Genomic DNA, 15,482 nt, shown 5'->3' on the forward strand with positions numbered 1-15,482 from the left:
GTCGGGTTTCGCTCGCCCGGCCCACCTTGAACGACAGCATCCACGGCAAGTCCCTGCAAGAGGTCCTGGCCCAGCGCATCAGCATCCGCGGCGCAAGGACCCACAACCTCAAGAACATCGATCTCGACCTGCCACGCAACCGGCTGGTCGTGATCACCGGCCTGTCGGGCTCGGGCAAGTCCTCGCTGGCCTTCGACACGTTGTATGCCGAAGGCCAGCGGCGCTACGTCGAGAGCCTGTCCGCCTATGCCCGGCAGTTCCTGCAGCTGATGGACAAGCCGGACGTCGACCTGATCGAGGGGCTGTCGCCCGCGATCTCGATCGAGCAGAAGGCCACCAGCCACAACCCCCGCTCGACCGTGGGCACGGTCACCGAGATCCACGACTACCTGCGCCTGCTGTTCGCGCGTGCCGGCACGCCCTACTGCCCGCTGCACGACATCGCACTGACGTCGCAGACCGTCTCGCAGATGGTGGACACCGTGCTGGCGCTGCCGGCCGACACCCGGCTGATGGTGCTGGCGCCGGTGGCGCGCGGCCGCAAGGGTGAGTTCGAGGACCTGTTCGCGCAGATGCAGGCCCAGGGCTACGTGCGCTTCCGCATCGACGGCGAGCCGTTCGAGGCCGAGCAGCTGCCCAAGCTGAAGAAGAACGAGAAGCACGACGTCGACGTGGTGATCGACCGCCTGAAGGTGCGCCCCGACGTGCAGCAGCGCCTGGCCGAAAGCTTCGAGGCCGCCCTGCGCCTGGCCGATGGGCGTGCGGTGGCGCTGGAGATGGACGGCGGCCGCGAGCACCTGTTCAATGCCAAGTTCTCGTGCCCGGTCTGCCACTACGCGATCAGCGAGCTGGAGCCGCGCCTGTTCTCCTTCAACTCGCCGGTGGGGGCCTGCCCGACCTGCGACGGCCTCGGGCAGATGGAGTACTTCGACCCGCAGCGGGTGGTCGGCTTCCCGTCGCTGTCGCTCGCATCGGGCGCCATCAAGGGCTGGGACCGCCGCAACGGCTACTACTTCAGCCTGATCGAGAGCCTGGCCAGGCACTACAAGTTCAGCGTCGACGATCCGTTCGAGTCGCTCGAGGCCCCCGTGCGGCAGGTGATCCTGCACGGCTCGGGCGAGGAGGAGATCCGCTTCCAGTACGTGATGGAGTCCGGCAACTTCGCGGGCAAGAAGCTCACCAAGAAGCACCCCTTCGAGGGCATCATCCCGAACATGGTGCGGCGCTACCGCGAGACCGACTCGGCCGCCGTGCGCGAGGAGCTGGGCCGCTACCGCAGCCTGCAGCCCTGCCCCGAATGCCGGGGCACGCGGCTGCGCGCCGAAGCCCGCCACGTGCGGCTGGGCGAAGGGCCGCAGGCGCGCACCATCCACGAGATCGGGCGCGCCACGCTGCGCGAGAGCCTGGCCTACTTCGGCGCCCTGCAGCTGGCCGGCTCCAAGGCGGAGATCGCCGACAAGGTGGTGCGCGAGATCGCGGCGCGGCTGAAGTTCCTGAACGACGTCGGGCTCAACTACCTCAGCCTGGAGCGCAGCGCCGAGACGCTGTCGGGCGGGGAGGCGCAGCGCATCCGCCTGGCCAGCCAGATCGGCTCGGGGTTGACCGGCGTGATGTACGTGCTGGACGAGCCGAGCATCGGGCTGCACCAGCGCGACAACGACCGCCTGATCGGCACCCTGAAGCACCTGCGCGACATCGGCAACAGCGTGCTGGTGGTCGAGCACGACGAGGACATGATCCGCGCCGCCGACCACGTGGTCGACATGGGCCCGGGCGCCGGCATCCACGGCGGCCAGGTGATGGCCCAGGGCACGCCGGCCGACGTCCAGGCCAGCGAGGCGTCGCTCACCGGCCGCTATCTCTCGGGAAGGCTGGCGATCGCGGTGCCCAAGGCGCGCCACCCCTGGCTGCCCGTGCAGGGCGGCAAGCCGGGCGAGCTGCAGCGCCTGCGCATCACCGGCGCCCGCGGCAACAACCTGCGGGAGGTGACGGTCGACATCCCGGTCGGCCTGCTCACCTGCGTGACCGGCGTGTCCGGCTCGGGCAAGTCGACGCTGGTCAACGACACGCTCTACGCCGCGGTGGCCAAGGTGCTGTACCGCGCCCATGACGAGCCCGCGCCGCACGACGAGATCGAGGGCATCGAGCACTTCGACAAGGTGATCAACGTCGACCAGTCGCCGATCGGCCGCACGCCGCGCAGCAACCCGGCCACCTACACCGGCCTGTTCACGCCGATCCGCGAGCTGATGGCCGAGACGGCGACGGCCAAGGAGCGCGGGTACGGACCCGGCCGCTTCTCCTTCAACGTCGCGGGCGGGCGCTGCGAGGCCTGCCAGGGCGACGGCGTGGTGAAGGTGGAGATGCATTTCCTGCCCGACGTCTACGTGCCCTGCGACGTGTGCCGGGGCCAGCGCTACAACCGCGAAACGCTGGAGGTCCAGTGGAAGGGGCGCAACATCGCGCAGATCCTGGACCTGACGGTCGAGGACGCCCACGAGTTCCTCAAGCCGGTGCCGGCGATCGCGCGCAAGCTGCAGACACTGCTGGACGTGGGCCTGTCGTACGTGAAGCTCGGCCAGGCCGCCACCACCCTGTCGGGCGGCGAGGCGCAGCGGGTCAAGCTGGCGCTGGAGCTGTCCAAGCGCGACACCGGGCGCACGCTGTACATCCTGGACGAGCCGACCACCGGCCTGCACTTCGCCGACACCGACCTGCTGCTGAAGGTGTTGCACCAGCTGCGCGATGCGGGCAACACCATCGTGATCATCGAGCACAACCTGGACGTCATCAAGACGGCCGACTGGGTGATCGACATGGGGCCCGAGGGTGGCGCCGGCGGCGGCACGGTGCTCGCGGCCGGCACGCCCGAGGACGTGGCAGCCAATCCGGCCAGCCACACCGGCCACTACCTGCGCAAGCTGCTCTAGCGTCGACCGCGGCGCGCGCCTACACCGGGCGTTCGCCGGCCACGCTACGGTGGCGGGAACCGTCCCATCAGGAGCATCCCGTGACCGCATCCCAACAGCCCGGCATCGACCCCGACCGCATTGCCATCGACGACCCGCAGGCCTGCGCCCACTGGGCCCGCAAGCTCGACGCCACCGAGGCTCAGCTGCGCGAAGCCGTGACCGCGGTCGGCAACAAGGCGGCCGACGTCGAGATGCACCTCAAGGGCGCGCGCAGCACCACCAACTCGGACCGCGTGAAGGAACTCGGCGGCGCCTGACGCCGGCCGGCCCTCAGGGCCGCGCGGCCTGCAACTGGGCCCGCGTCTTCTCGGCCTCGGCACGCGCGGCGGCCGCATAGTCGTCGCCGCCCGAGGCATAGAGGATCGCGCGGGAGGAATTCACCACCACCGGCCCCTGCGGCCGCCAGCCGGCGCGCACCGTGGCGGCGGCGTCCCCGCCCTGCGCGCCCACCCCGGGGATCAGCAGCGGCAGCGTGGGCGCGATGGCGCGCACCCGCTCGATCTCGGCCGGGTAGGTCGCGCCCACCACCAGGCCCAGCTGGCCGTTCAGGTTCCAGGGCCCCTGCGCGAGCCGTGCCACGTGCTCGTACAGCAGGGGCGCGCCCTCGACGGAGGCCAGTCGCTGGTTCTGCAGGTCGTCGCCGCCCGGATTGGAGGTGCGGCACAGCAGGAACGCGCCCTTGCCCTGGTAGCGCAGGTACGGCTGCACCGAATCGAAGCCCATGAACGGCGAGAGCGTCACCGCATCGGCGCCATACCGCTCGAAGGCCTCGACGGCGTACTGTTCCGCGGTCGACCCGATGTCGCCGCGCTTGGCGTCCAGGATCACCGGCACGTGCGGGGCAACGCGGCGGATGTGGGCCATCAGCTGTTCCAGCTGCGCCTCGGCGCGGTGGGCGGCGAAGTAGGCGATCTGCGGCTTGAAGGCCATCGCCAGGTCGGCGGTGGCCTCGACGATGCGGGCGCAGAACTCGAAGATGCGCGAGGGGTCGCCCCGCATGGCGCCGGGAAGGCGCTTGGGCTCCGGGTCGAGGCCGACGCACAGCATCGAGGCGTTGCGCTGCTGCGCGTCCTGCAGCATCTCCAGGAAAGTCATGGGGCGATTGTAGGGAGGGGCCACAATCGCCCGCCATGCACCGACTCAGCCGCCGGCAGCTCACCCTCCTCGTGCTCCTGACCCTCGTGTGGGGGATCAACTGGCCGGTGCTCAAGCTGGGCGTGGGCGCCTATCCGCCGCTGACCTTCCGGGCGCTGTCGATCTGGCTGGGCCTGCCGGTGTTGGCGGCGGCGCTGCTGGTGCTGAAGGTGCCGTTCTCGCTGCCGCGCCGGCACTGGCCCGAGCTGCTCTGGCTGGCCGCCACCAACATGTTCGTCTGGCACGCCTGCATCATCCTGGCGGTGCGCTCGCTGTCCAGCGGACGCGCCGCGATCCTCGGCTACACCATGCCGATCTTCTCGGCCGTGATCGGCGCCGTGGTCTTCTCGATCGCCCTGCCCCGCCGCGGCTGGCTGGGTGTCGGCGCCGCCTCGCTCGGCGTCGGGCTGCTGCTGTGGCACGAGCTCACCCAGCTGGCCGGGCGCCCCGGGGGCGTGCTGCTGGCGCTGGTGGCCGCCGCCACCTGGGCGCTGGGCACGCAGCTGCTGCGCCGCACCGCCATCGAGCGGCCGACGCTGACGATCTCGTTCTGGATGACGGCCCTGACCGCCGTCGTGATGACCGGGCTGGCCTTCACCGAAGCCTCGCGCTGGCACGCGCCCAATGCCGTCGCCTGGTTCGCGATCCTGTTCAACGCGGTGCTGATCTTCGGCTTCGCGCACGCCGTCTGGTTCTCGCTGGCGCGGGCGCTGCCGCCGCTGGCCTCGACGCTGAGCGTCATGCTCATCCCGGTGGTGGGCGTGTTCTCCGGCGCCGTGTGGCTGGGCGAAGCGGTCCACTGGCAGGACCAGCTCGCCGTGGTGCTGATGGTGGTGTCGATCGCGTCGGTGCTGTGGCCGGTGCGCCCGGTGCGGACCTGAGGGCGCGCGTCAGCGCCGTGCGGTCGCCTGCTGGTACAGGCCGCGCACCTTGGGCACGTTCTCGCGCAGCCGCTGCAGCCGGTCGGGGCCGGTCGGGTGGGTGGAGAGGAACGCCGGCCCGGCATTGCCGCCCGACGCCTTGCCCATCTTCTCCCACAGGCTGACCGCAGCGTCCGGCACGTAGCCGCCGCGTGCGCCGAGCTCCAGGCCGACCAGGTCGGCCTCGATCTCGTCCTCGCGCGAGAACCGCAGCGAGATCAGCTGGGTGCCGACGTTGGCAGCCACGTCACCCAGCTGCCCCAGCCCGAACAGCTGTGCCCCGATGGACAGCAGCGCGCCGGTGCCCTGGGTCTTGGCGATGCGGGCACGCGCGTGCTCGCGCAGCGCGTGCGCCATCTCGTGGCCCATCACCATCGCGGCTTCGTCGTCGGCGAGCTGCAGCTGGTCGAGCAGGCCGGTGTAGAAGGCGATCTTGCCGCCGGGCATGCAGAAGGCGTTGACCTGCTTGCTGCCCACCAGGTTGACTTCCCACTTCCAGCTCTTGGCGCGGTCGTTCCAGCGCGTGCTCTGCGGAATCAGCCGGTTGGCGATGGCTCGCAGCCGCTGCAGCTGCGCGTGGCCTTCCGGTGCCAGGGCGCCCTGCTTGCGCGCTTCGGCCATCATCTCGGCGTACTGCTGCGTGGACGCGGCCTCGATCTCGTCGGCCGGCACCAGCCCGCGCATGCGCGAGGGCGCGCCGACGTCCACCTGCGCCAGGGCCGGGGTGGCCGCCGCGGCGCCGGCGAGCGCGAGGAAACCCCGGCGCGGCATCCAGGCGCTGGTTCGGGCGTAGCAGAGCTGGCACATGGGGCAATAATAAAAGGAGTCAGCCGAGCAGATGTCAGACAACAACCCCACGCAGGCTCAGACCGAGCGCCCCCCCGGCTGGATCGACAGCTTCAAGGTTTACCTGGAGCCGGCGAGCCTGCGCATGCTGTCGCTCGGCTTCTCGGCCGGGCTGCCGCTGCTGCTGGTGCTGGGCACGCTCAGCTTCTGGCTGCGCGAGGCCGGGGTCGACCGCACCACCATCGGCTACCTCTCCTGGGTGGGCCTGGCCTACGGCTTCAAGTGGGCGTGGGCGCCGCTGGTCGACCGGCTGCCGCTGCCGCTGCTCACCCGCTGGCTCGGTCGGCGCCGCAGCTGGTTGCTGCTGGCGCAGGCGGCGGTCATCGCGGGCCTGGTCGGCATGGCGACGCACGATCCCAAGGCCTCGCTGCAGGCGGTGGTCGTCTGCGCGCTGGTGGTGGCCTTCGGCTCGGCCACCCAGGACATCGCGCTGGACGCGTTCCGCATCGAATCGGCGGATGCGCGGCACCAGGCCGCCTTGGCGGCGGCCTACCAGACCGGGTACCGGCTGGCCATGATCTGGGCCGGCGCCGGCGTGCTGTGGATCGCCGCGCGCGCCGAGGTGCCCGGCGGCGTGGCCTACCAGCACGGCGCCTGGCGCACCGCCTACCTGGCGATGGCCGGCTCGATGGCGGTGGGCGTGCTCACGGTGCTGTTCTCGGCCGAGCCCGCGCGGCGTGAACTGCCGCCGGCGAAATCGGCCGGCGAGTGGCTACGCGGCGCCCTGGTCGATCCGTTCGCCGATTTCCTCGGCCGCTACGGCTGGCAGGCCGGCCTGATCCTGGCGCTGATCGCCGTCTACCGCATCAGCGACGTCGTGATGGGCATCATGGCCAACCCGTTCTACGTCGACATGGGCTACACCAAGGACGAAGTGGCGGCGGTGACCAAGGTGTACGGTGTCGTCATGACCCTGGCCGGCGCGTTCGTCGGCGGCGTGCTGGCGCTGCGCCTGGGGGTGATGCGGGTGCTGATGCTGGGCGCGGTGCTCAGCGCGGTGAGCAACCTGCTGTTCGCGTGGCTGGGCACGCGTGGCCACGACGTGGGTTCGCTGATCTTCGTGATCGCGGCGGACAACCTGTCGTCCGGGATCGCGTCGGCGGCCTTCATCGCCTACCTGTCCAGCCTGACCAACGTGAACTACTCGGCGACCCAGTACGCCCTCTTCAGCTCGATCATGCTGCTGCTGCCCAAGTGGATCGCGGGCTTCTCCGGCAGGTACGTCGACGCGTTCGGGTATGGCCACTTCTTCACCGCCACCGCCTGCCTGGGCGTGCCGGTGCTGCTGCTGGTGTGGCTGGCCTCGCGCGTGCAGCCGGTCGCGGCTCGCGCGCCGCAGGCGGCCTGAGACGCGGGCCGCGCCACCGTCATTTACCTAACTTTACCGCCGCGACAAGCGGCTTTGCGCGCCCCTGCGCATGCTGGCAGCCCGGGCCATCCCGGGCCTGATTACCATCCGCCCATGCAGCAACTCCTGATGATCGAAGACGACGCGCGACTGGCCCGGATGGTGGGCGAGTACCTCGAGCGCTCCGGCTTCGGCGTCACCCACGCGGTGGACGCGAGCGCCGGTCTCACGCTGTTGCAGGACCCGCCGGGCGGCCGCCTGCCCGACCTGGTGGTGCTGGACCTGATGCTCCCCGACCTCGACGGGCTGGAGGTGTGCCGCCGCATCCGCGCCATGCCCGGCGAGGGCGGCCGGGTGCCGGTGCTGATGCTCACCGCCAAGGGCGATCCGATGGACCGCATCGTCGGCCTGGAGATCGGCGCCGACGACTACCTGCCCAAGCCGTTCGAGCCGCGCGAGCTGCTGGCGCGCATCCGCGCGGTGCTGCGCCGCCGCGGCGAGGGCACGCCCGCGCCGGCCAAGCAGATGCGCTTCGGCTCGCTCGAGATCGACCGCGACGCGCGCACCATCACGGTGGGCGGCGAGCTGCGCGAGCTCACCTCGTACCAGTTCGACCTGCTGGTGGCGCTGGCCGAGCGCGCCGGGCGCGTGCTCACGCGCGACCAGATCATGGAGGCGGTGCGCGGTCGCGAGCTCGAGGCCTTCGACCGCTCGATCGACGTCCACATGGGCCGCATCCGCGCCGCCATCGAGGCCGACGTCAAGAACCCCAAGCGCATCCTCACCGTACGTGGCGTCGGCTACGTGTTCGCCAAGCAGCAGGACTGACCCGGCCCGTGACCCTGCGTTTTCCGCTCTACCTGCGCATCTGGCTGGCGGTGGTGGCCGGCGTCGCCGTGCTCACGCTGGCGTCCGGCTGGCTGCTCAGCCGCACCGCGGAGCAGTCGCCCGAGCGCGACGTGATCATCCGCAACGAGGCCGGCGACGTGCTGGGCCAGGCCCGCACCCGGCCGATCCGCGTGCCGGGCCAGGGCGTCGAGTTCCAGGTCGCCATGAACGACGGCAGCTCGGTGGTGGTGCAGCTGCCGCGGCGTTCCCGCGCGCCCGGCGAAGGCCCGCCGCCGCCGCGGTCCTGGGGCCGGGGCGCCACGCCGTTCCTGTGGATGCTCGCGATCGTGGCGCTGGCGGTCGCCGTGGCCACCTACCCGATCATCCGCCGCCTCACCCAGCGGCTGGAGGACCTGCGTGTCGGGGTCGAACGATGGGGCGAGGGAGACCTGTCGGTGCGGGTGGCCGAGTCGGGCGGCGACGAGGTGGCCTCGCTGGCGCGCCGCTTCAACCACGCGGCGCAGCGGGTCGAGTCGCTGCTCCAGAGCCACAAGTCGCTGCTGGCGAACGCATCGCACGAGCTGCGTTCGCCGCTGGCGCGCATCCGCATGGGCCTGGAACTGATGGACGGCCCGCCCACCCCTCGGCAGAAGGACGAGATGCTGCGCAACATCGGCGAGCTCGACCAGCTGATCGACGAGATCCTGCTGGCCAGCCGGCTCGATGCGCGCGAGACCGACGTCGGCACCTTCGAGCCGGTCGACCTCACCGGGCTGGCCGCCGAGGAATGCGCGCGTGCCGACGCCGAGTTGTCGGCCCCGGGCGGCGCCGAGCTGGTGGTGCACGGCGTTTCCAAGCTGCTGCGCCGCGCGATCCGCAACCTGCTGGAGAACGCGCGCCGCTACAGCACGGGCGCGATCGAGGTGGAGATCCGGCGCGAAGCCGGCCAGGCGGAGCTGCGGGTGTGCGATCACGGGCCCGGCGTGCCGCCCGCGCAGCGCGAGCGCATCTTCGAGCCGTTCTACCGGCTGCCCGGCGCCAGCGAGCGCGAGGGCGGCGTCGGCCTGGGGCTGGCGCTGGTGCGGTCGATCGCGCAGCGCCACCAGGGCACGGTGCACTGCGAAGGCCGCGAGGGCGGCGGCGCCTGCTTCGTGCTGCGCCTGCCGCTCTGAACGGTCACCAGGGCCAGGCCGGGAGCGCCGGGCCGCTCGCCCGCTGCGCCGGCGTGTGCGCCACGTTCATCAGCCACGACACCATCACGAAGTAGCCCACCAGCGCCGCCATCTCGACCAGCGCCTGCTCGCCGAAGCGCGCGACGACGCGCTCGTAGGTGACATCGCTGGTGCCGTGGGTGTGCAGCAGCTCCAGGCAGAAGTCCAGCGCCAGCGCTTCGTCCTCGGCCAGGGACACCGGCCGGGCGCCCTGGCGCAACGCCTCGATCGCGTCGGGCTGCACGCCGGCCTGGACCGCCAGCGGCGCATGCATCTGCCACTCGAACTGGTTGCCCACGTGCCGCGCCGCGACGCAGGTGGCGAGCTCGCGCACCCGCGCGTCCAGCGTGCTGCCGAACCGCAGGTACTCGCCGACGCGGGCGACGCGATCGAGCAGCTGCGGACTGCGCATCAGCGGCAGGAACGGACCGTAGACGCCCTTGCGCGGGCCGTCGATCAGGGCCTGCGCGGCGGCGCGCTGTTCGGCCGTCATCGCGTCCGGCGCCGGCAGCGGCATCCGTTCGCGCCAGGGGCGCGCGGAACCCTGGCGCAGGGCGTCGTCAAGGTCGCAGGGGGTGTCAGCGGACATGGGAGCTTTCCGGAAGGAACGAGGAAGAAGACGTGGCGGCGCGCCACAACCAGGCGCTGCTGGCCAGCAGGGCGACGGCCCCGCATTGCAGCGCCAGCGACAGGCCCTGGACTGGCCACAGCCGCAGCAGCAGCGAGGACAGCACCGGGCCGGCGATCTGGCCGAGGGCGAACGCCGCGGTCATGCGCGCCACCAGGCTGGTGGCGTCGCCGCTGGCCCGCGCGCGCATCTCCTGCACCCCGGCCAGCGTGACGACCATGAACGTGCCGCCCACGAGAAGCGCCGACAGGACGATGGTCCACCCCGCCAGCCACAGGCTGGGCAGCAGCACCCCGATGCCCATCAGCGCGTGCGACACGGCCCAGACGTGCATGCGCGAATGCCGGCGCAGCAGGCGCGCCGCCGCCAGGGCCGACAGCGCCGCGGTCACGCCGAACACCGGCCAGGCCAGGCCGAAGAGATGCGCATCCGCCACCACGGCCCGCGCCATCACCGGCAGGAAGGTGGCCGGCAGGATGTAGCCGAAACCCAGCACCGCATAGCAGGCGACCAGCGTGCCGCCGCCCCCGGGGGCCGCCACCGCGGCACCGGTCGGTGCCGCCACCGGCGTGGCGGCTGGCCGGCGCGCCAGCACGCGCAGCGCCGGCAGCGACAGCAGCAGGCCGAGACCGCCCAGTGCGATCCACATCGGCCCGGCCGGCCACCGCCACGCGCCGCCCGCCAGGCAGAACAGCCCGGCCAGCGCGATGCCGGTGCCGACCCCGGCGTAGAGCGCGCTCGTCCAGGGTGTCGGTCCGCTGCGCGCCAGCGCGGCCAGGCACCAGACGCTGGTGCCGACGAAGGCCCAGGCACTGGCCACGCCGGCCAGGAAGCGCAGCGCCCCCCACCACGCCGGCGGGCCGGGCCATGCCATCGCGGCGGTCAGCAGCACGGTCGCGAGCAGCGACACCAGCGCCAGCCGCGCGGGCGCGAGGCCGGTGCGCGACGCGGTCAGGCCGCCGGCCAGGTAGCCGGCATAGTTGGCGGCGGCCAGCCAGCCGCCGGCCGCGACGTCGAGCTGTCCGGCCTGGACCATCAGCGGCAGCATCGGGGTGAAGGCGAAGCGCCCGATCCCCATGGCCACGGCCAGCGACAGCAGCCCCGCCAAGCCGACGGCCCACGCCGGCACGGCGGGTGGTGGATCGGTGGCGGGTGCGTTCATCGGGGCCGATTACATCCAGAATGGCGACATCGCACAAATGAATTTTCGGGAAGGATCGTTCTTGCCATGAGAACTCTCGACCTGGACTCGCTGGAGATCTTCCGCGCGGTCGTGCAGGAAGGCGGCATCCTGCGCGCCGCCGACAAGCTGGGGCGCGTGCAGTCGAACGTCACCACCCGCATCAAGCAGTTGGAGCAGCGCCTGGGCCGCCCGCTGTTCCGCAAGCAGGGACGCTCGCTGGTGCTCTCGCCCGAAGGCGAACTGCTGCTGTCCTATGCCCAGCGGCTGTTCCGGCTGGCCGACGAGGCCGAGAGCGAACTGCGCACCGGGCAGCCGGTGGGCGCCTTCCGCATCGGCTCGCTGGAGAGCACGGCCGGCAGCCGGCTGGCGCCGCTGCTCTCGCGGTTCCACCGGCTGCATCCCGGCGTGGTGGTCGAGCTGTCCACCGGGACCACCGGCGCCCTGATCCAGCGCGTCACCCAGTTCGAGCTGGAGGCGGCCTTCGTGTCCGAGCCATTCACCGCGCCGGGGCTGTCCTCGCGCAAGGTGTTCGACGAGGAGCTGGTGCTGGTCACCGGCCGCGAGATCGCCGCGGTGCGCCGGGCCGCCGACCTGGCGGGCCTGACGCTGATCGCCTTCGCCAACGGCTGCTCGTACCGCAAGCGGCTGGAGGAGTGGCTGGGCGCGGCCGACGTCATGCCGGCGCGGACCCTGGAATTCCAGTCCTACCAGGCGATGATCGCCTGCGTGGCCGCGGGCACCGGCTTCGCGGTCGTGCCGCGCTCGCTGCTGCTGGCGATGAAGTCGGCGGGCGACGTGCGCCAGCACGCGCTGCCCGCGCGGGTGCGCCGCAACCACACGCACCTGGTCTGGAGCGGCACGCCGTCGATGGCGCTGGAGCGGCTGCAGGCGCTGCTGCCGCACTGAACCTGCACAGGCAGGCGCGGCGGGCGGCGCCGCGCGCGCACGATGCGGTCAGGACCCCAGCAGCGCGGCCACCCGCTCCGGCTGCACGTCCTCGAGGCAGCGGTGGTGGCCCAGCGGGCACTCGCGCTCGAAGCACGGCGCGCAGTCCAGCGGTGGCTGGTAGCGGGGATCGTCCTTGAGCCAGACCACCCGGGCGCGGTCGTTGAGCGGCGGCGTGTGCAGCGGGCTGGACGACCCGAACAGCGCGACCTGGGGCACGCCGAACGCGGCGGCCACGTGCATCAGGCCCGAATCGTTGCTCACCATCGCCCGCGCGCCGGCAATCAGCGCGAACGCCTCGGCCAGCGACGTCCGGCCGGCCAGATTGCGGCAGCGACCGCCGGAGGCCGCGACGATCTGCTCGGCCACGGGCACGTCCTTGCCGGACCCGAGCAGGAGCACCGGCAGGTCCAGCGCTCGCGCAAGGCTCGCGTAGTGGCGCTCGGGCCAGCGCTTGGACGGGCCGTACTCCGCGCCCGGCGCGAACACCAGGTACGCGCCGGCCTGCAGGTCCTGCGCACGGACCGCAGCGGCCACCGCGACCGGATCGGGCTGCAGCACGGGGCGGTCCTGCTCGAGGCCCTCGCGCTCGCCGCTCAGCGCCGAATAGAACGCCACCATCGGCGGCTTGTCCTTCGGGTTCTTCAGGCGATGGGTGAGCAGGCCGACCCGGGCTTCTCCGAGGTAGCCGACGCGCCGCGGGATGCTCGCCAGGAACGGCAGCAGCGCGCTCTTGAGCGAATTGGGCAGCACATAGGCGGTGTCGAACCGGCCCTGCAACGCGCGCGCGAGGCGGCGGCGCGCCTGGAACTGCAGCCCGCCGTGCTGGAAAGGGAATTCGAGGACCGACTGCACCTGCGGCATGGCGCGGTACACCGGCGCCACCCACGGCACGGCGCCGACGGTGAGCCGCTCGCCGCGTGCGTGCAGGCGCCGCAGCAGCGGCTCGGTCATGACGGCATCGCCGATCCACTGCGGGGCGATGACCAGCGATTGCGTCATGGCGTCCGCTCCTTCCTGCGGGCGGCCGGCACGAGCCGGGACCCGGGCGGGCGCGGCGCGGCCGCGCCGGGCACCGTCAATGGCTGCCGCCGAAGTGCTCGCCGGCCTTGAGCTTGTAGACCGTGCCGCAGTAGGCGCACTTGGCCTGGCCGGTGTGGGCGATGTCCAGGAAGATCCGGGGGTGGTTGTTCCACAGCTTCATCCCGGCCACCGGGCTCGGGCAGAACACGCCGCCGTTGCCGTTGAGGTCCTTGGCGAGCAGTTCGACGACGGCTTCCTTCTTGGCGGGCGCGTTCATACCTTGGTCAGCCAGTGGGCGTACTTGGGATTGCGGCCGTTCACGATGTCGAAGAAGGCGCTCTGGATCTTCTGCGTGATCGGGCCGCGCGAGCCGATGCCGATCTGCACCCGGTCGAGTTCGCGGATCGGGGTGACCTCGGCCGCGGTGCCGGTGAAGAAGGCCTCGTCGGCGATGTAGATCTCGTCGCGGGTGATGCGCTTTTGCACCAGCTCCAGCCCGAGGTCGCGGCAGATGTGCAGCACGGTGTTGCGGGTGATGCCGTTGAGCGCGCCGGCCGACAGGTCGGGCGTGTAGACCACGCCGTCCTTGATCACGAAGACGTTCTCGCCGGCGCCTTCGCTGACGAAGCCCGAGCTGTCCAGCAGCAGGGCCTCGTCGTAGCCGTCGTCCGTCGCCTCCATGTTGGCCAGGATGGAGTTGCTGTAGTTGGACACCGCCTTGGCCTGCGTCATCGTGATGTTGACGTGGTGGCGGGTGTAGCTCGACGTCTTGACGCGGATGCCGCGCTGCATGCCTTCCTCGCCCAGGTAGGCGCCCCAGGGCCAGGCCGCGACCATCAGGTGGATGGTGTTGCCCTTGGGGCTCACGCCCATCTTCTGCGAGCCGATCCAGGTCAGCGGGCGCAGGTAGCAGCTCTCGAGCTTGTTGGCGCGCACGACGGCCTTCTGGGCCTCGTTGACCTGCTCCTTGCTGAACGGGATGGCCATGCGCAGGATCTTGGCGCTGTTGAACAGGCGGTCGGTGTGTTCCTGCAGGCGGAAGATGGCCGTGCCATGGACCGTGTTGTAGGCACGCACGCCCTCGAACGCCCCGCAGCCGTAGTGCAGCGTGTGGGTCAGCACGTGGATCTTGGCGTCGCGCCACTCCACCAACTCGCCGTCCATCCAGATCTTGCCGTCGCGGTCGGCCATGGAAGGTATGACGCTCATCTCGGTTCCTTCGGGTGAGAAAGCAAACCGGCGATTTTACCGGCCGGCCTCGAGGGCATCCGCCGGCTGCGGCGCGGGACGCTCGAGCGTCCACTTCACCAGCTTGCCGGCGGCGAACTCGCAGGTCACGTGGGAGGCCGAGCCGTCGGTCCAGCGGAAAATCTCGGGCTGCTCGTCCTTGGGCGACAGCTGCTCGCCGAGCGCCCGCGCCAGTCCGATGACGTGCAGCAGCGTGAGGTTGGGCTTCAGGCGCGCGTTGAGCATCACCGCGCTGTCGACCCAGCCGATCGGCCGGTCGGAGGCCCGCTTGAGCACCTGCGTCAGGCGCGTGAAGTGCAGCAGGATCCACATCAGGATGCCGCCGCCCACCAGGGCCACGCCGGCCCAGCCGTAGGCGCGCCAGGCAAAGACGACCAGGGCCGCGCCCGCGATCGGAACCAGGATGCGTTGGAATGTCATGGGGGGCGATTGTCGCCGCGACAGCGGCACCGTCCCCGCCGCATCGACGGTGCCGGACGACAGCGCTCGCCGAGCCTTCCTACACCCGCCGCGCGCGGGCGCTGGTGAGATCGCCCCTCTGCCTGCGCCCCACCCCGCCATGGACGTCCTCTCCAACCCCTCACGCAGCTGGCCATTCGTGCTGCTGCGCGCCCTGTCGGCCATCGTCTTCGGCCTGCTCGCCCTGCTCCTGCCGGGTGCCACGCTGGCCGCGCTCGTGCTGCTGTTCGCCGCCTACATGCTGGCCGATGGCGTCTTCGCGCTGCTGGCCGGTGCCCGGGCGGTGCGCCGCCACGAGCGCTGGGGCTGGTTCGCCGTCGAGGGCGTGCTCGACCTGGCCGCGGGCGTGGCCGCGCTGTTCTGGCCCGGCCTGACGGTGCTCGCCTTCGTGGCGATCACGGCGGCGTGGGCCCTGTTGACGGGCCTGGCGATGCTGTTCGGCGCGTTCCGGTTCCGGCTCGAGCACGGTCGCGCCTGGCTGGTGCTGGGCGGAGTGCTTTCGGTGGTGTGGGGCCTGCTGCTGGCGCTGCAGCCCGCGGCTGGCGCCCTCGTGATGACGCTGTGGCTGGGCGCCTATGCCCTGGTGTTCGGCATCGCGCTGCTGTTCCTGTCGCAGCGGCTGCGGCGCGAGGGCCGGCGCCTGGACGCGCCGTCGGCAGCGCCGCACGAGCCCCCGTCGCCGCAGGCGCACCGCATCTGACCGTGCCACCGCGGCGGCCGGCCCAGCAGGTCCCGCC

Annotated in this window: 16 protein-coding genes; 8 read left to right on the top strand and 8 right to left on the bottom strand. The window is 71.7% G+C overall.

Annotated features, from left to right (window positions below):
- Positions 1 to 26: 26 nt before the first annotated feature.
- Entirely contained in the window at positions 27 to 2,930 is a 2,904-nt protein-coding gene (uvrA, locus tag VFE82_RS02455; RefSeq protein ID WP_324998646.1) for an excinuclease ABC subunit UvrA, read from the top strand.
- Between the two features lie 80 nt (positions 2,931 to 3,010).
- Entirely contained in the window at positions 3,011 to 3,229 is a 219-nt protein-coding gene (locus VFE82_RS02460) for a DUF3606 domain-containing protein (protein ID WP_324998647.1), read from the top strand.
- Positions 3,230 to 3,242: 13 nt separating this feature from the next.
- Here the strand turns inward: VFE82_RS02460 and pyrF are convergent, their stop codons facing one another.
- Positions 3,243 to 4,067, bottom strand: coding sequence for an orotidine-5'-phosphate decarboxylase (gene pyrF, locus VFE82_RS02465; protein ID WP_324998648.1), 825 nt, complete (start codon positions 4,065 to 4,067; stop codon positions 3,243 to 3,245).
- A gap of 35 nt (positions 4,068 to 4,102) precedes the next feature.
- Here pyrF and VFE82_RS02470 point away from each other — a divergent pair, with 35 nt between their 5' ends.
- Positions 4,103 to 4,987, top strand: a complete 885-nt coding sequence (locus tag VFE82_RS02470) for a DMT family transporter (protein WP_324998649.1) — start codon at positions 4,103 to 4,105, stop codon at positions 4,985 to 4,987.
- Positions 4,988 to 4,996: 9 nt separating this feature from the next.
- Here VFE82_RS02470 and VFE82_RS02475 read toward each other — a convergent pair whose 3' ends face one another.
- Entirely contained in the window at positions 4,997 to 5,833 is an 837-nt protein-coding gene (locus VFE82_RS02475; protein ID WP_324998650.1) for a M48 family metallopeptidase, read from the bottom strand.
- A 31-nt stretch (positions 5,834 to 5,864) separates the two neighbouring features.
- Between VFE82_RS02475 and VFE82_RS02480 the strand changes: the two genes are divergently transcribed.
- The 3 genes from VFE82_RS02480 to VFE82_RS02490 all read left to right on the top strand — a co-directional run bounded on the left by VFE82_RS02480 (position 5,865) and on the right by VFE82_RS02490 (position 9,220).
- A complete protein-coding gene (locus VFE82_RS02480) occupies positions 5,865 to 7,220 on the top strand; it encodes an AmpG family muropeptide MFS transporter (protein WP_324998651.1) in 1,356 nt (451 codons plus the stop codon).
- Positions 7,221 to 7,334: 114 nt separating this feature from the next.
- Positions 7,335 to 8,048, top strand: a complete 714-nt coding sequence (locus VFE82_RS02485) for a response regulator transcription factor (RefSeq protein WP_324998653.1) — start codon at positions 7,335 to 7,337, stop codon at positions 8,046 to 8,048.
- 8 nt (positions 8,049 to 8,056) lie between these two features.
- Positions 8,057 to 9,220: a HAMP domain-containing sensor histidine kinase gene (locus VFE82_RS02490; protein WP_324998654.1), complete on the top strand. Its 1,164-nt coding sequence runs from the start codon at positions 8,057 to 8,059 to the stop codon at positions 9,218 to 9,220.
- Between the two features lie 4 nt (positions 9,221 to 9,224).
- On the opposite strand, the gene VFE82_RS02495 is transcribed toward VFE82_RS02490, so the two are convergent.
- Together VFE82_RS02495 and VFE82_RS02500 are read right to left on the bottom strand one after the other, a co-directional pair.
- The gene (locus tag VFE82_RS02495) at positions 9,225 to 9,848 is read right to left on the bottom strand and encodes a carboxymuconolactone decarboxylase family protein (protein WP_324998655.1); all 624 of its coding nucleotides are present in this window, start codon (positions 9,846 to 9,848) and stop codon (positions 9,225 to 9,227) included.
- Positions 9,838 to 11,049, bottom strand: a complete 1,212-nt coding sequence (locus VFE82_RS02500; protein WP_324998656.1) for a YbfB/YjiJ family MFS transporter — start codon at positions 11,047 to 11,049, stop codon at positions 9,838 to 9,840. Before VFE82_RS02500 ends, VFE82_RS02495 begins: the two co-directional genes overlap by 11 nt.
- Before the next feature lie 66 nt (positions 11,050 to 11,115).
- Between VFE82_RS02500 and VFE82_RS02505 the strand changes: the two genes are divergently transcribed.
- Positions 11,116 to 11,976 carry a LysR family transcriptional regulator gene (locus VFE82_RS02505; RefSeq protein WP_324998657.1) on the top strand — a complete coding sequence of 287 codons (861 nt, stop codon included), beginning with the start codon at positions 11,116 to 11,118 and terminating at the stop codon, positions 11,974 to 11,976.
- A gap of 48 nt (positions 11,977 to 12,024) precedes the next feature.
- Here VFE82_RS02505 and waaF read toward each other — a convergent pair whose 3' ends face one another.
- From waaF to VFE82_RS02525, 4 genes are all read right to left on the bottom strand, one after another.
- Entirely contained in the window at positions 12,025 to 13,017 is a 993-nt protein-coding gene (gene waaF, locus VFE82_RS02510; RefSeq protein ID WP_324998658.1) for a lipopolysaccharide heptosyltransferase II, read from the bottom strand.
- Positions 13,018 to 13,093: 76 nt separating this feature from the next.
- A complete protein-coding gene (locus tag VFE82_RS02515; protein WP_324998659.1) occupies positions 13,094 to 13,315 on the bottom strand; it encodes a zinc-finger domain-containing protein in 222 nt (73 codons plus the stop codon).
- Entirely contained in the window at positions 13,312 to 14,247 is a 936-nt protein-coding gene (locus tag VFE82_RS02520; protein WP_324998660.1) for a branched-chain amino acid transaminase, read from the bottom strand. The genes VFE82_RS02515 and VFE82_RS02520 overlap by 4 nt, the downstream gene beginning before the upstream one ends.
- A gap of 36 nt (positions 14,248 to 14,283) precedes the next feature.
- Entirely contained in the window at positions 14,284 to 14,706 is a 423-nt protein-coding gene (locus VFE82_RS02525) for a glycerate kinase (protein WP_324998661.1), read from the bottom strand.
- Positions 14,707 to 14,845: 139 nt separating this feature from the next.
- On the opposite strand from VFE82_RS02525, the gene VFE82_RS02530 reads away from it, so the two are divergent.
- Positions 14,846 to 15,445: an HdeD family acid-resistance protein gene (locus tag VFE82_RS02530; protein WP_324998662.1), complete on the top strand. Its 600-nt coding sequence runs from the start codon at positions 14,846 to 14,848 to the stop codon at positions 15,443 to 15,445.
- Positions 15,446 to 15,482 lie beyond the last annotated feature (37 nt).

Origin of the sequence: Ramlibacter sp., from assembly GCF_035655895.1 — a bacterium.
Classification (GTDB): Bacteria; Pseudomonadota; Gammaproteobacteria; order Burkholderiales; family Burkholderiaceae_C; genus Ramlibacter.

Bases quoted from the DNA above. Each gene is read 5' to 3' on its own strand.
- pyrF (WP_324998648.1), bottom strand. From the start codon at position 4,067: ATGACTTTCCTGGAGATGCTGCAGGACGCGCAGCAGCGCAACGCCTCG.
- VFE82_RS02470 (WP_324998649.1), top strand. From the start codon at position 4,103: ATGCACCGACTCAGCCGCCGGCAGCTCACCCTCCTCGTGCTCCTGACC.
- VFE82_RS02475 (WP_324998650.1), bottom strand. From the start codon at position 5,833: ATGTGCCAGCTCTGCTACGCCCGAACCAGCGCCTGGATGCCGCGCCGG.
- VFE82_RS02480 (WP_324998651.1), top strand. From the start codon at position 5,865: ATGTCAGACAACAACCCCACGCAGGCTCAGACCGAGCGCCCCCCCGGC.
- VFE82_RS02485 (WP_324998653.1), top strand. From the start codon at position 7,335: ATGCAGCAACTCCTGATGATCGAAGACGACGCGCGACTGGCCCGGATG.
- VFE82_RS02495 (WP_324998655.1), bottom strand. From the start codon at position 9,848: ATGTCCGCTGACACCCCCTGCGACCTTGACGACGCCCTGCGCCAGGGT.
- VFE82_RS02500 (WP_324998656.1), bottom strand. From the start codon at position 11,049: ATGAACGCACCCGCCACCGATCCACCACCCGCCGTGCCGGCGTGGGCC.
- VFE82_RS02505 (WP_324998657.1), top strand. From the start codon at position 11,116: ATGAGAACTCTCGACCTGGACTCGCTGGAGATCTTCCGCGCGGTCGTG.
- waaF (WP_324998658.1), bottom strand. From the start codon at position 13,017: ATGACGCAATCGCTGGTCATCGCCCCGCAGTGGATCGGCGATGCCGTC.
- VFE82_RS02515 (WP_324998659.1), bottom strand. From the start codon at position 13,315: ATGAACGCGCCCGCCAAGAAGGAAGCCGTCGTCGAACTGCTCGCCAAG.
- VFE82_RS02520 (WP_324998660.1), bottom strand. From the start codon at position 14,247: ATGAGCGTCATACCTTCCATGGCCGACCGCGACGGCAAGATCTGGATG.
- VFE82_RS02525 (WP_324998661.1), bottom strand. From the start codon at position 14,706: ATGACATTCCAACGCATCCTGGTTCCGATCGCGGGCGCGGCCCTGGTC.
- VFE82_RS02530 (WP_324998662.1), top strand. From the start codon at position 14,846: ATGGACGTCCTCTCCAACCCCTCACGCAGCTGGCCATTCGTGCTGCTG.